Consider the following 13374-nt stretch of genomic DNA (forward strand, 5'->3'; position numbering starts at 1 on the left):
TGCGCCGTGAATGCCGGTGCAAGCCCAACCGGTGCGGTTCGGTTCCACCCGGCCGGGGGCGACGCCCCCGGGGGCGGGGGGCGACGCCTCAGGATGCCGGGCCGGGCGGAGTGGCGAGGCGCGCCAGGCTCGCCCGCAGGGCGACGCTGACGAGCATCTCGCCGTCGACGTGATCGAGGGCGGCCTTGCGCAGGGCGATGGCGGAGAGATCGAAACGGCGCCGGGCCGCGCCGAGGCGCGCCCCGGCCGCCCGGCTCCGGGCGGGATCGACGGTGAGGGGGAAGCGGGACATGGGCTGACCTTCGTTCGGGCGTACGGGCGTTCGGGCGTACGGGCGCGTTCAGGGGCGGAGCGGCGGGCGTCCCTCGCCGAGGCGGCGCACGACCTCGTCGAGGCGGCGCGCGATGTCGTCGAGCTTGTCTCGGGCGCGCTCCTCGCCGCGCTCGGCGCCCCGGGCCATCTCGCTCACCAGGCGCGTGAGGTCCTCGAGCACCCGGGTCCGGCTCTCCAGGGCGGCGGCCACGGCCGCGTTGGTGTGCGAGGCCCGCTCCAGGGCGGTGGCGGTGGCGCCCGTGTCGCCGATGCGGGCTTCCTGGGCGCGCACGGTCTCGCGGTGGAGGTGGAGGCAGGCCAGCCCCAGCAGCACGGCGACGATCCACCCCGCGCCGTCGTGGGAGAACAGCAGGCGGGCGGCCTCGAGGGCGATCTTCTCCATCGCGGATCTCCTCGGCGGAGCCTGCCCCCGCGTTTCCCGGCTGTGTCAGGGCGCCGGGCGTCCCGTCCGCGCGGCCTCCACGGCCGGCCGCAGGGTGTTGGCGATGGTGGCGTCCTCCGCGAGCGGCAGGCTGCGGAACACCTTCTCGGCCAAGCCCTCGCGCCCGCCGGCCGCGCGCACGAGCCAGGCCGGCGCCTCGTCGAGGCCGCGCTGCACCGCCCGAGCGATGACGGCCGAGCCCAGGGGCACGCTCAGCGTCCGTCCCCGCACGGCGCCCGCCACGGCGTTGACGGCGTAGTCGCCGACGTTGCGGACCAGGCGCTCCACCAGGGTGGCGGTGACGAGGGCGCGCAAGGGGCCGGCGAGGCGCGCCAGGGCGGCCGTCGCGGCGGTGACCGCAAGGGGCAGCAGGAGGCCGGTGACCGTCTGGGCAACCGCCGCGGCGGCGTCGCCCCAGGGGACGATCACGCTCGCGGCGTCGAGGCCGGCGGCGGCGCAGGGTAGAATCGGCATCACGGTCAGGGCCGGCATCAGGGCGAGACCGAGGGTGGCGCGGGACGGCCGCGGGATCGGGTGGAGCATGGCTCGGGTCTCCGGGGGGCGTGAGCGGTGCGTGCGTCAGGCGCCGGACCGGCCGCCGAGGGCGGCGCGGATTCGGGCGAGCCAAGTCGGCGCAGCTTCGGGCGGCAGGGGCACGGCCGGCGGCGCGCCCGGACTGCGCGGCACCGTGCGGCGCGCGACCGGCCGGGCGGGTGCGGTCCCGTCCGGCACCGCGATGGGCGCCGCGTCGTTCCGCCGGGCGCGGGGCAGGGCGACGGCGTAGGGTGTGCGGAACTGGTCCTGCTCGGCGCCCCGGCGCGGGATGAGCGCGGCGGGCCGGTCCCACAGCATCATCGCCTGGGCCGCGCCCTCCGCGTCGCCGGCGTTCAGGCGCCGCACCAGGGTGGAGCGGCCGAGCGCCGCCGGGCCGATGTTGAAGCACAGGGAGACGAGGGCGTCGAAGGCGTGCTGCGGCAGGGGGGCGGGCACCGCCGCCCGCACGGCCGCCACGAAGCGGACGACGTCGCGGTCGAACACCGCGTCGCATTCCGCCAGGGTCAACGCGAGGCCGGGGGTGACGAGGGGCGGACCGGCCGCGCTGGTGTGGCCGATGCCGATGGTCCAGATGCCGACGGAATCGCGGTAGGCATGCAGCCGCCGACCCTCGCGGGCGACGAGCACGGCCTTGCCGATGGGGCTGAGATCCATGGAACACTCCTGGGTCAGGAAGGGATCTGGGGTAGGAAGGGAGCGGGACGCGCGGAACGGAAGCGCGCGTCCGGCGGTTCGTTCGGGAGATGAGGCCAGGCCCGCGCGGTGGCCGGATGCGAGGAATGCGATCATGACGCGAGCACGGATCGTCGCCCGCTGTGCCGTCGGCGGCCTCGCCGCCGGTCTTCTCCTGGCGGGGGCGGGCGGGGCCTCGGCCCAGAACAGCAGCAGCGGCAGCGGGCTGACGCCCTTCGCCACGGAGAGCGGCAACGACCGCTCGGCCGGCGTGAACAACGGCAACTACCGGCCGCCCCGCTATTACGGACCGGGTGCCGCAGCGGCGCCGCGCGGTTACGGGCGCCCCGTCTACGGCGATGAACGTCGCCGGTCGGCGCCGTATTACGGGTACCCGTACTGAGCGCTCACGCGAGGCCGAAACCGGAGAAGTCGCTGTCGGAGGCGGCAACGTAGCCGTCCGCGCCCGTGAACAGGGCGTGGACCGTGATCGTATCCCCGGCCGCGAGCGCCAGGGTGACGCCGAGGCCAACCGTCGAGACGCCGTCGACGGGCGCAGCGGCGCCCCGGCGGGTACCGGCGACGGCCGTGCCGTTTCGGTGGAAGCGGCCCTGCAGGGAGGCGGGTGCATTGGTGCCGTTGCGCCGGAATGCGAGACCGGCCGAGAGGGCGTAGACGCCCGCCTCGGGCGCGACGAAGGCGCCGGTGGCGGCCTGGAAGAGCCCCTGATCGTTGAGGTCGCCGGTGTTGAAACCAATGCGCGTCCAGGCGCCGGCCCCGATGTAGTTGTCGAAGCTCGTCGTGGCGCGAAAGCGCGCGAGGTTGGACAGCCGCGACCACACGGCGCCGGTGCAGCCCCGGAAGGCCCCCAGGGTGCTGTCGAACACGATCTGCCCCGGCGCCGTGCCGACATTCGGGATGCCGGCACGGGCCACGAGTTCGAAGGCGCCGTTCGCCCGCACCTTCACGACGGGACGCGGGATGGTGGTGCCGAGATTCGTGGTCTCGATGGCGATCGCGGTCCCCTGGGCCCCGGCGGAGAAATCCTCCTCGGCGACGCCCCGGAGGCCGAGCCGCCCCTCCGCGACGCCGCCCACGAAGAAACCGCCGCCCACGAGTCCGAAGAGGCAATCCCCGGCGCGGATCGGCAGGGGGGCCTGCCGGCTGCCCCGGCCGATGCGGGTCTCGATGACGCTTCCCACCGGACCGGCGCCGTAGGCATCGAGGCACAAGCCGGGGCCGGCTCCCTCCCGCGCCACATGCAAGGGCGCGCGGGGCGCCGGGGCGCCCGGCAGGGCCAGGGCGCCGAAGCCGAGATGGCCCGTCGCCGGATCGGCCCGCCATGCCCCGTGCCACGCGGTCCCGTCGGGCGAGACCTTCAGGCTGACCGCGTCCTCGCCCAGCAGACCGAGTTCGGCCCGGTCCGCATAGGCATCCTGGAACAGCAGGGCCACGGCGTTGGCCTCCGTCGCCTTGTTGAGCACCAGCGCGAGGCTGCCGCTGCCGCCCTCGGCGGGATCGCGGGCGGTCCACAGGGCCCGATCCAGCTTGGCGGCGAACGGGTTCGCGGCGTCCGCTTCCGTGCCGAGGCCGAGGGCGGCGAGGCCGCTCAAAGCCCGCAGGCCGTCGAGGAGGCGGCGCCAGCCCGTCCCGTCGAAGCGGTAGAACGCGTCCTCGTCGGCCACGTAGGCGAGCCAGCCGGTGCGGGGGACGAGGCCCGTCCAGACCCCGTCTCCGAACGCCGCGATCTGGCCGGACAGGCCGGCCCAGGCCCCGCTCGGTTGCGGCGCCGTCACGAGGTAGCGGTCGCCCTCCGCCGGGTCGGTGGGTGGCGCCGACAGATCCCTGTCGCGGCAGGCGAGGTGCACGAGGGCATCGAGGGCGAGCAGCGCCTCGTTGTGGGTGACGTGCTTGCCGGCCTGTCCCGCCGCCAGCAGCGGCAGGGCGAGGTGCGGGGTGGTCTGCGCCATGGGCGGCCTCCTGTCGGGTGTCGGAGTAAGGGGCGTCACGCCGTGCGGATCGGCACCCGTGCGCGCAGGGCCGGCCCCGGCCCCGTGAGGGTGCCGAGTGGAACCACGCCGACGTCGAGGCTCGTCTGGGGCGTGCCGAAATCGGCCGCCTCGTCGGCGTAGAGGACCGACGGGTCCGTGGCCGCGAGGCTGCGCAGGACGGTCCCGCCTGGGGCGTGCAGGTCTTGCCCGCCTGGGGCGTAAACATTGATCCGGTAGCCCTGCACCATGGGATCGGGCGGCACGTCGGCCGGCTCCCAGGCATCGCCGTCGCGCCGGACCCTGTTGGTCCAGGTCAGGCGAATGGCCGGCCCCGCCCGCCGCGCCCGCAGGTGGACGGGCGCGAGGGGCCGGTGGGCGGTGAGCCCTGCGGTGGCGATGCGCGCGACGAAGAGCGGGTCGGCCGGATCGCGGGCGGCCGGCCCGATGCGGTAGCGGAACGGCCGGCCGACGGCGTCGAGGCGGGTGACGAGGGGCACCAGGGCCTCGTCGAGGCGGACGATCAGGCTGCCGGGGGCGAGGGTGCGGGCGGCCTCCGCCTCGCTGCCGCCCAGGCCCCGCAGGAGGCGGGTGAGGCGGTAGGTGCCCGGCCCCGTGAGGGTCACGCCCGCCGCCGCGACGATCTCGACGACGCCGTCCGGGCCGACCAGGGCGAACCGGTTGGCCCCGGCTAGAACGGCGGCTTCCGGGACGGAGGCGAGGCCCCCCGCCGCCCCGAGGCGAACGTCGAGGCGGATCGCCCGGTCGAAGCGCCAGAGCGGGCCGGGCGCCAGCGCCGTCAGGGTCTCGCCGAGGCAGGCCGGGTAATCGACGAGGGCGTGCAGGGCCAGGGGCCCGTCCGCCTCGCCCCGCCACACGGTGATCTCGCCGGGCCATGGCTCGGCCCGCACGGCGAGGACCTGCAACGGTGTCGGCGTTCCCTCATCGAGGGGCAGGTCGAGAATGGCCGCGAAGGGCGGTCCGGCGAGCGCCGGCGGCGCCCGGCGCGGGGCCGCCTCCGGGCGCCTGCCACCCCACGCGGCCCGGCCGTGGCGGGGCACGGCGCGGGTCTCGATCCGGCGCCCGGCCGGGCCGTCGGCGATGCGGACGATGCGGTGCGGCGCCGCCTCGCCGGGCAGGGCGAGGAGGTCGCCGGGTTCCCAATCGATCCGGCGCGGGCTCACCGTGAACCCAGCGGTGTCGCGGGCGGCGAGGTCGGCGTCGAGCATGGCCTCCGCCAGGGACTCGGCCTCGGCCCGGCGCGTCACCACGGCGGCCTCGAACCGGACCTCGCGCCGCCGGGCACCCGTGGGGCGCGAGGCGGCGGCGGTGATCCGGCGATAGGCGCCCCCCTCGGAATCGGTCACCGTGACCTCCAGGGACCGGGGCAACTCGGATTCCTCGGCCCGCACCAGGGCCAGGGGCGCCTGGTCCGAGGCGGCCACGAGGTCGCCGGCCGGCATCGTCAGGGGGGCTTCGCGGCGTGGGGCGCGGATGCGCAAAACGCCGGCGACGGCCGACACGTCGAGGCCGTACAGCCGGGCCAGGGGCTCCAGGGCAGCGCGGGCCGAGAGCGGCCGGTCGACGACGTAGCCGTCGAGCTGCGCCGCGCACGCGATCCGGGCCGGCACGTCGACGCCGCAATCGTCGAGGATCGCGGAGATCAGCCGGTCGAGTTCGAGGCCCTCGATGCGCCCGGTGATCCAATGGCCCACGGACCAGTTGCCGGCATCGGCCCAGACGGTGTCGAAATCCGGGAACGCCGGGTAGGGCCGTGCGTCCCAGCACCAGACGAAGACGCGATCCCGCGGCACCATCGGGCCGCCATAGACGGCCGAGACCGGGTTGTGGGCGGGGTCGAAGCCGGCGGCGTCCGCGTCGAACCGCTCCAGGATGGCGGTGAGGCCGCGCGCCTGGATGAGGTCGTCCCGGGTGCCGTCCGAGAAGGGCGGCGACGCGTTCTCGGCGGATTTCGGGTCGGGGAACACGTTGGGGCCGTTGGTGCCCTTGTCCACGGCGGGCACGCCGATCTCGGTGAGCCAGATCGGCTTGGCCCCCGGCACCCAGGCGGTCGTCCGGGTCTCGACGCCGCCGTCGCGCTCCCAATGCCGGTTCGACCACCAGCCGACGAGGTCCTTGGCGCGGAACACCCACGGCTTGCCGTGCGCGCCGTCGGTGATCGGCGTGCGGATCTGGGCGGCGCGGGCGTCCGCATCCGCATAGAACCAGTCGAACGCCTCGCCCGTCCCGAGGCGCGCCGCGAGGTAATCCCGGTCGTGGATCGAATCGGCCTCCGCGAGGTCGGCGTGGTCCGGCCCGTCGCGCCAGTCGGTGATGGGCGGATAGTAATCGATTCCGACCGCGTGGATCGCCGGATCGGCGAACAGGGCATCGAGGGGGAACCGCACGGTGTCGCCGCCGTCGCGTACATGGGCGCCGTACTCGGTCCAGTCGGCGGCGTAGACGAGGGGAACGCCGGGCCCGAGGCGGTCGCGCACCGCGCGGGCCAGGGCGAGGAAGCCCGCCACGGCCGGGTAGGTGTCGTCCGCGCCCCGCACGCGGGTCAGGCCGACGCATTCGCTGCCGACGACGAAGCCGGACAGCGGCACCCCCCAGCCGGCGGCGAGATCCGCATAGTGCATGACGAGGCTGCGGTACTGCGCGAAGAACGCCGCGACCTGGGCCGCCGCCCCCGCCGTGCCGTCCGGGCTGCCCGGGAGACCGGGGGCGGGATCGCAGGTGATGCGGCCGCGCCAGGGATAGGGCGGCTGACCCGGCGCGGACGGATCGCGCGGATCGGGCAGGGTGTTGTCCTGCGCCACATCCATCATCAGGAACGGGTAGAGCACGACGCCCAGACCCCGCCCGTGGAGGTCCGCCACGAGGCGGCCGAGGCCGGCATCGGACGGGGTGCCGCCATAGGCCGGGTGGCCGTCGGGGGTCGTCGAAATGCGGCCGGCGCCCGCCCGGGTCAGGCCGGCGACGCGCCAGGTGTCGCCCGTGGTCGCCTTGGTGGAATTGTCGACCTTCGGCGCCACCGTGCAACGGCCGGCCCGCAGGTCGTCGCCGAACCAGCTCGCGACCACGGACACCTTGGCGAGGTTCGGGCACAGGGCCTGGAGGGCGTCGAGGGACGCGACCACGTCGGTGATGCCCTGGAGCTGGAAGCGGTTGGCGGGCCGGCTCGTGCCGTAGCCGGCCTCCTCGGTGACGGGGGTGGGGTCGAGGCCGAACTCCGTCGAGCCGGGAATCAGGCACACGGCCCGCACCCGGTCGGCGAGCCCCTCGACGGGCCGCACCACCTCGAAGGCGAATTGCGGCACCCGGTTGCCGAATTCGGCGAGGTCGAGGTGCTCGAACACGAGGTAGGCGAGCCCCCGATAGGCCGGGGCTGCGCCTTCCTTCGCGACGATGAGCGGGTCCGGCGCCTGGTCGGCCTCGCCCCGGTGGAGGCGGTACGTCAGGGTGGTGAGGTCGAGTTCGCGCCCGTCGGCCCAGATTCGGCGCACCTGGGCGACGGTGCCCTCGCACAGGCCGATGGCGAGGTCGACGGAGTAGGCGTAGGCCGTGCGCACGGTCCTGGCGCCGCCGCCGCCCTTGGCGCTCGCGCCCGCCCGCTCGACGCGGGTGTTGGCGACCTCCAGGGGGCGTGTCGCCCAGATCAGGGTGCCGCCGAGGCGGGCGCGGCCGTAGAGCCGGGGGATCGGATCGCCCTCCGTCGAGGTCAGGCCCGCCACCTCCGTGAGGCGCGGCCCCTCGACGACCCGCGGCCCCGAACCGCCGAACAGCGCCCCGTCGATCCCCGACCCCGCCGCCGCGCCCACCGCCGAACCGACGATCCCCCCGATGGGACCGCCCAGCGCCGTTCCGGCCGCCGCTCCGGCGGTTTGCAGGATCAGCGTGGCCATGGCGGGCTCCGGGATGTTCGGGGTTCGGGCGCGTCAGCGCCGGATCAGGATCACCCCGCCGATGAGCAGGGCGACGCCTGCGAGGCGCGGGCCGTCGATGGGGCGCTGGGCCAGGCCCAGCCAGCCGAAATGGTCGACGGCCACGGAGGCGAGCATCTGCCCGGCGACGAGGAGCGCCATGAACGTTCCGGTCCCGAGCACCGGCACGAGGACGATGCCGAGGCCGATGAACACCGCGCCGAAGGCCCCGCCGCTCCAGGCCCACCACGGCACGCGCGAGGCCGTGGCCCAGGCGGGCAGGGGATCGCGCAGCGCCAGGGCCAGCGCGCCCATGCAGGCGAGCCCGACGGCGTAGCTGATGAAGCCCGCCCAGGCGGCGGAGTTCAGGCCCCCGCGCAGCTGCGCGTTCAGGGCTTGCTGGATCACGAGGCCCGCCCCCGCCAGGGCGGCGAGGATCGGGGCGATCAGGGCGGTGACCATTCTATGCCTCGCGGGACCCGCCGGCTCCCTCGGCGCGGCTCGCCTTGACAACCATCGCGGCGCCATGCCGTCAAATGGCATGCTGTCGAACGCCTTGGCGCAGGATGCCTTGGCGCAGGATGCCTTGGCTCAGGATGCGCCGGGGCGCTGGCGTCCCACTTGCCGGGCCCGATCCCCTCGTCGGAAACGCCGCGAAGCGGCGGCCTCGCTCTCGCCATCACTCGGTCGATCATCAATCGTGGTGATGTCGATTGGCGAAATCTGTCGTTGATCGCCCCGCGCCACAGTCAAAGGGCGTCTTGTCGCCGGAATGACACCCTGGATAGTACTGTACGCAATCGTTCGGGGGTTCGAGATCATTCGAAAGTCCGGACAGTCAAAACAATCCGCGCCTTCGAGCAAAAGTCCGGCGAAGTTTGTGTTAGGATAATGGCAGATGAACGGATCGATTGTTTCCCATTTCAGCCGGCAACGTGTCGTTCTGGGTATGAAATGAGGAATGGTTTTCGATCTTGGCGATGAGATCAGTGATCGAAATCGGGTTCATCTGAGACGCATATCGGCTTCGTACAACGAGACATCACCTGATCCGACACGACAAACGGCGCGACATCTCTTCGAGCGAATGTCGAAGAGAATCTTCGCCGTCTGATTTGCCTCCCTTCGAGCAGACATCGGGTCGGGGGGATCGGGTGGCCCGAGCACGGCTTGGCCGGATCAAGTCGAAGCCTGCCCCTGATCGATCATGTTCTCTGGATCATCGAAATGACTGAACACAGCTCACCCGAAACCGCCGATCGCCTGGATCTGACCCGGAAGATCATCGGCGCTTATTTGTCGAACAACTCGGTTCCGGCGGCCGATCTGCCGATCCTGATCCGGGCCGTGTCCGGTGCCCTGACGGATCTGACGGCGGAGGGCGCATCGGAGGCTGCGCGCGAGGAAAAGGTCGAGAAGCTCAAGCCGTCCCAGGTCAGGAAGTCTGTCCTGCCCGGCGGCCTCATCAGCTTCCTCGACGGCAAGTCCTACAAGACCTTGAAGCGCCACCTCACCAAGCATGGGCTGGACCCGGACACCTACCGGGCGCGCTTCGGCCTGCCGCCGGATTACCCGATGGTCGCCCCGTCCTACGCGGCGAACCGCTCCGCCCTGGCGATCGCCAACGGCTTCGGCACGAAGGAGAGGCATGCGCGGCCGAGGCAGGAGCGGACCCCTGCCCCGAGACCGGCCGGGCGCAAGACCGGATCGGAGCCAGCCGCCCGGCTATCCGCCCGGTGATGTGAGCCCCGGGCGGCCGCCGCGGCATCAGCCGGGCGCCCCCTCCTGACGGCTTCGGGCCGCGCCCTCCGGAAACTGGAACGCGTGCGTGCAATGCCGCCGCCACCAGCGGGTCAGGGCGACCTCGGTGACGGCGGCGCCGTCATGGGCGTGGATCATCGTGCCTTGCCCGGTCACGATGGCGCAGTGGCGGGCCGGCAGGTGGGTGCGGAAGGAGAATAGAAGGACGTCGCCGGCTCGCGCCTCGGCGGGCGGCACCGGGACGAGGTGGCGGGATGCGGCCTCCGCCAGCGGGTCGGTGCCGGGGGGCGCCGATTCCGCCCAGGAGGCGGCATAGGGCGGGGCGGCCTCGGGCTCGGGGCCGAAGCAGTCGCGCCAGACCCCGCGCACGAGGCCGAGGCAGTCGCAGCCGACGTGCCGCACCGAGGCCTGGTGCCGGTAGGGCGTGCCGATCCAGGCGCGCGCGGCCGACACGATCCGGTCCTGCGGGCTCATCGGAACAGGCTGCCGCCGTCGAGGCCGGGGCCGGAGCCGGGGGCCTGGCGCACCACGAAATCGTTGCCGGGCATGTGCGGAAATCCCTGGAAGTTGAGGGTGTTGGAAAATTTGCCGCCGCAGGTGGAGAAGCGCTTGTCGCAGCCGGCCGTGACCGCGAAGGCGTCGCCGGGGTCCACCGGGCGGGCCGGGGCCTGCCACAGGGCGAGGCGATGCCCGGCGCCGTCGCCCGCATGGGTGCGGAGGTCGGCCGCGTGCCCGGCCTGGGCGCCGCCGGTCCAGACGAGGCGCCCGCCCGTGAACCAGCCCGGCGCGAACGGGGCCGCGAGGGCGACCCGCAGGATGCCGGGTTCGGGCACGGCGATGACCCGGCCGGTGGTGCGGAACGCCGGCCGGTCGCGGTCGAGGCCGCAGCGGGCATCGCCCAACTCGGCCGAACAGGTGGCGCGGAAGGTCCGGCCGGTGGGTACGTCGAGGCGGTCCATGAGGCCGCGCAGCTCGGCCACGAACGCGCCCCCCGCCCGGCGTACCTCGCCGAGGGTCCCGACATCGAGGAGCAGGCGCGTCTCGGGGTGGGTCCAGTCCACCAGCCAGGTCTCGACGCCGGCCCCGTCGTAGAGCCCGCCGACGATGTCGGCATCGGTGATCCCGAGGGCGGTGAGCGCCCCCGCCACCTCGCCGCCGCCGACGGCGAAGCCGAGTTCGGCGCTGGCCTCGGCCGCCTCCAGGCCGGAACGGGCCGCGTAGGGCATGCCCGCCAGGGTGAGGTCGCGGTCGTGGTCGGTGAAGCCGAAGCGCACCCCGTCGCGGCGGGTGAGCGCCCAGCAATGGCACAGGGTGGTGGCCCCGCCGGCGAGATGTTCGGCGAGGTCGGGGGGCAGGGTGCGCATGGGAACTCCTACGGGACGATCTCGATGAGCGGCACCCTGGGGATCTCGCCGGCCGTGAAGGCCGAGAGATCGACGGTGAGGTCGTCGGTGTCGAAGCGCACCGGCACGTCGAACAGGAAGCCGGCCGTCACCGGAGCCCCGGGGGGCGGGGCCGCCGCGAGGGTGACCGTGCCCGTCGTGCCGTCGCAGGTGAAGGCGGCGGGCGGCAGGGCGAGGCTGGCCACCGCCACGATCACGCTCTCGGCCACGGGCTTGGTGATGACCCGCCGGTAGGGCAGGGGGCCGCTGCCGTAGGTCTTCGCGAGCTGGAACGTGCGGGTCGCCCCGTCGCCGGAGCCCAGGGGCTGGTCAGTCGCCGAGACCGGGCGCGAGGGCGGGCCGGAGCGGGCATCGACCCGGTCGCGGTAGCGGAACCCGTAGAGGCGTCCGCGCCGCTCCTCAAAGAACGCCAGCACGGCGTGGAGGGCGTCGAGGGTGCGGATGCCGAGGCCGGCATCGTAGCGGCGGCGCGAATCCGCCCAGCGGCTGTTGCGGTGCTCGCGCCCCGACGCGAGGGTGACGATCTCGGTCATCCGCCCCGGCCCGCCGCTGCCCCGCAGGGCGACATCGAGGGGAAAGCGGACTTCGTGGAAATCGGCGCCCATGGGCGGCTCCTGGATGCGGCAAGTCGGACGTCTGGGCAAGTCGGACGTCTGGGCAAGTCGGACGTGTCGGCAAGTCGGACGTCTCGGGGAGGCGCGCGATCACCGCGTGCCTCACAACCCCCGCCGGCCGCGGGCCACGGCGCGGGCGAGGCCGGCGGCGACCTGGGCCTCCGAGCGGCGAAAGCCCGCGATGTCCGGGGTGGTGATGTTCACCGTGACGGCGGCGGCGCGGGCCTCCGCGCCGGCCGCGACCCCGAGGCGGCCGTCGCTGCCGCGCTTCAGGGGCAGGATCGCCTCGGGCCCGGCCTCGCCCATGAGGCCGAGGCCGCCCTGCATGGGAAAGTAGGTGGGCGCGGCGACGATGCCGCCGGCCGCGAACGGCCGCACGCGCCCTTGCGCCACCACCCCACCCCGGGCGAAGGCCTCGGTGCCCCCGGCGACGCTGGCGTTGAGGGCGCCCTTGACGAGGCCGGTGATGCCGGCCTTGACCGGGGTCAGCGCGGCCTTGAGGGCGAGGCTCGAGAGCTTCGTCGTGAGGGTGCCGAGCAGGCTGTCGAGCTGGCGCCCGGCGCCGAGGGGGCCGCCCAGGGCCTGGGTCAGGCTCTGGCCGAACCCCTTGGCCAGCCGGTCGAGGACCTGAAGCTGCTTTTCGCGGCCCGCCTGGGCGCGGTCGGTCTCGCTCTCTGGCATCACGGACTCCCAGGATCACAGGATGACGGGACGTCGGGATAGGCCGCGAGCAGCCGTTCGAGATCGGCCCGGCCGGCTGCCGGCGCACGGGCCGACAGGCCGGCGGCGGCGAAGAGTTCGCGCGGCGTGGCGCCCCAGAGGTCGCGCGGACGCCAGCCGAGCCGCCCGAGGGCGAGCGCGAGGACATCGTCCCACGGGAAGGCGGAGGCTGGCTCCGGCGCGCTCCCGCCCGTGGGGCTCAGGGGTTTGGCGAGGCGGCCTCGCCGAAGGCGGCGGTAAGGGCTTCACCGAGGGCCGCCGTGAGCGGTTCGAGCCCGCCGGCCAGGGGCAGGGCGGCGACGGCCGCGTCGTCGAGGGCGTGGCCGCCCCCGCGCAGGGCGCTGCCGAGCAGGGCGATGAGGTCCCGGGTGGCGAGGTGCCCCCCGGCGAAGCGCTCGGCCAGCCCCGTGAGGTCGCGGGCCCCCAGGGCCGATTCGAGTTCGGCGAGGGCGCCGAGGGTGAAGCAGAGGGTGTAGCGCTGCCCCCCGAGATCGAGGGGGATTTCGCCGCGCCTGCGGTTCGCCATGATCTTCGGGCCTCCCTATTTTTTCAAACCTTGATGGGTCTCAGGCCGCCGTGAACGCGAGGGCGCCGGCGGAATCGAGGGCCAGGTCGAAGGTGACCTCGCCGGCGTGATCTCCGCGATATTCGAGGCTGGTGATCTGGAACGGGCCCTCCAGGGTGCCGAAGGCCGGCACCACCACCTGGAACGCCTCGATGGTCCCCTCGAAGAACAGCTGCCGCAGGCGGGCGTCGGAGGCCTCGTCGCGAAACACCCCGGCGCCCGCGATGGCGGCCCGGCGGATTCCTGCCCCGGACAGCAGCTCGCGCCAGCGCCCGGCGGATTCGGCGTGGGTCACGTCCACGGCCTCGGCGTTGAAGGCAATCTGGCGGGCGCGCAGGCCGGCGACGGCGACGAAGCCGCCCCCGCTCGCCACGCGGATGAGTAGGTCCTTGCCGCGTTGTGCGCTCATGCGGGGT

General features: G+C 74.1%; 16 protein-coding genes. 2 read left to right on the forward strand and 14 right to left on the reverse strand.

What is annotated here, in order from left to right; genetic code table 11:
* Positions 1–88: 88 nt before the first annotated feature.
* Genes ASF27_RS13990 through ASF27_RS14005 form a run of 4 tightly spaced genes read right to left on the reverse strand, consistent with a single transcriptional unit; the run spans position 89 to position 1963 of the window.
* Positions 89–292 carry a hypothetical protein gene (locus ASF27_RS13990; RefSeq protein ID WP_056172805.1) on the reverse strand — a complete coding sequence of 68 codons (204 nt, stop codon included), beginning with the start codon at positions 290–292 and terminating at the stop codon, positions 89–91.
* A gap of 48 nt (positions 293–340) precedes the next feature.
* Positions 341–715 carry a hypothetical protein gene (locus ASF27_RS13995; protein WP_056360880.1) on the reverse strand — a complete coding sequence of 125 codons (375 nt, stop codon included), beginning with the start codon at positions 713–715 and terminating at the stop codon, positions 341–343.
* Between the two features lie 45 nt (positions 716–760).
* Positions 761–1297, reverse strand: a complete 537-nt coding sequence (locus tag ASF27_RS14000; protein ID WP_056266900.1) for a hypothetical protein — start codon at positions 1295–1297, stop codon at positions 761–763.
* Between the two features lie 36 nt (positions 1298–1333).
* Positions 1334–1963: a lysozyme gene (locus ASF27_RS14005; RefSeq protein ID WP_056360883.1), complete on the reverse strand. Its 630-nt coding sequence runs from the start codon at positions 1961–1963 to the stop codon at positions 1334–1336.
* A 133-nt stretch (positions 1964–2096) separates the two neighbouring features.
* Here ASF27_RS14005 and ASF27_RS14010 point away from each other — a divergent pair, with 133 nt between their 5' ends.
* Positions 2097–2384, forward strand: a complete 288-nt coding sequence (locus ASF27_RS14010) for a hypothetical protein (protein ID WP_056360887.1) — start codon at positions 2097–2099, stop codon at positions 2382–2384.
* 4 nt (positions 2385–2388) lie between these two features.
* Here the strand turns inward: ASF27_RS14010 and ASF27_RS14015 are convergent, their stop codons facing one another.
* Genes ASF27_RS14015 through ASF27_RS14025 form a run of 3 tightly spaced genes read right to left on the reverse strand, consistent with a single transcriptional unit; the run spans position 2389 to position 8357 of the window.
* Positions 2389–3951, reverse strand: a complete 1563-nt coding sequence (locus ASF27_RS14015) for a DUF2793 domain-containing protein (protein ID WP_056360890.1) — start codon at positions 3949–3951, stop codon at positions 2389–2391.
* A 35-nt stretch (positions 3952–3986) separates the two neighbouring features.
* The gene (locus ASF27_RS14020) at positions 3987–7877 is read right to left on the reverse strand and encodes a glycoside hydrolase/phage tail family protein (protein WP_056360892.1); all 3891 of its coding nucleotides are present in this window, start codon (positions 7875–7877) and stop codon (positions 3987–3989) included.
* Positions 7878–7910: 33 nt separating this feature from the next.
* On the reverse strand, positions 7911–8357 hold the full coding sequence (locus tag ASF27_RS14025; RefSeq protein ID WP_056360895.1) for a DMT family transporter: 447 nt from the start codon (positions 8355–8357) through the stop codon (positions 7911–7913).
* 765 nt (positions 8358–9122) lie between these two features.
* On the opposite strand from ASF27_RS14025, the gene ASF27_RS14030 reads away from it, so the two are divergent.
* Positions 9123–9635 carry a MucR family transcriptional regulator gene (locus tag ASF27_RS14030; protein ID WP_056360899.1) on the forward strand — a complete coding sequence of 171 codons (513 nt, stop codon included), beginning with the start codon at positions 9123–9125 and terminating at the stop codon, positions 9633–9635.
* Positions 9636–9662: 27 nt separating this feature from the next.
* Here the strand turns inward: ASF27_RS14030 and ASF27_RS14035 are convergent, their stop codons facing one another.
* From ASF27_RS14035 to ASF27_RS14060, 7 genes are all read right to left on the reverse strand, one after another.
* A complete protein-coding gene (locus ASF27_RS14035; RefSeq protein WP_056360903.1) occupies positions 9663–10130 on the reverse strand; it encodes an NlpC/P60 family protein in 468 nt (155 codons plus the stop codon).
* Positions 10127–11020 carry a DUF2163 domain-containing protein gene (locus ASF27_RS14040; RefSeq protein WP_056360906.1) on the reverse strand — a complete coding sequence of 298 codons (894 nt, stop codon included), beginning with the start codon at positions 11018–11020 and terminating at the stop codon, positions 10127–10129. Before ASF27_RS14040 ends, ASF27_RS14035 begins: the two co-directional genes overlap by 4 nt.
* An 8-nt stretch (positions 11021–11028) precedes the next feature.
* Positions 11029–11664, reverse strand: coding sequence for a DUF2460 domain-containing protein (locus tag ASF27_RS14045; protein WP_056360909.1), 636 nt, complete (start codon positions 11662–11664; stop codon positions 11029–11031).
* Between the two features lie 111 nt (positions 11665–11775).
* On the reverse strand, positions 11776–12354 hold the full coding sequence (locus tag ASF27_RS14050) for a phage tail tape measure protein (RefSeq protein WP_056266927.1): 579 nt from the start codon (positions 12352–12354) through the stop codon (positions 11776–11778).
* On the reverse strand, positions 12354–12596 hold the full coding sequence (locus ASF27_RS21630) for a phage tail assembly chaperone (RefSeq protein ID WP_082479138.1): 243 nt from the start codon (positions 12594–12596) through the stop codon (positions 12354–12356). The genes ASF27_RS14050 and ASF27_RS21630 overlap by 1 nt, the downstream gene beginning before the upstream one ends.
* Complete coding sequence (locus ASF27_RS14055; protein WP_056360918.1) at positions 12593–12919, reverse strand: gene transfer agent family protein; 327 nt, start codon at positions 12917–12919, stop codon at positions 12593–12595. Before ASF27_RS14055 ends, ASF27_RS21630 begins: the two co-directional genes overlap by 4 nt.
* 40 nt (positions 12920–12959) lie before the next feature.
* On the reverse strand, positions 12960–13367 hold the full coding sequence (locus ASF27_RS14060) for a phage major tail protein, TP901-1 family (protein ID WP_056360921.1): 408 nt from the start codon (positions 13365–13367) through the stop codon (positions 12960–12962).
* Between the last annotated feature and the right edge of the window lie 7 nt (positions 13368–13374).

This window comes from Methylobacterium sp. Leaf102, from assembly GCF_001422425.1.
GTDB lineage: Bacteria > Pseudomonadota > Alphaproteobacteria > Rhizobiales > Beijerinckiaceae > Methylobacterium.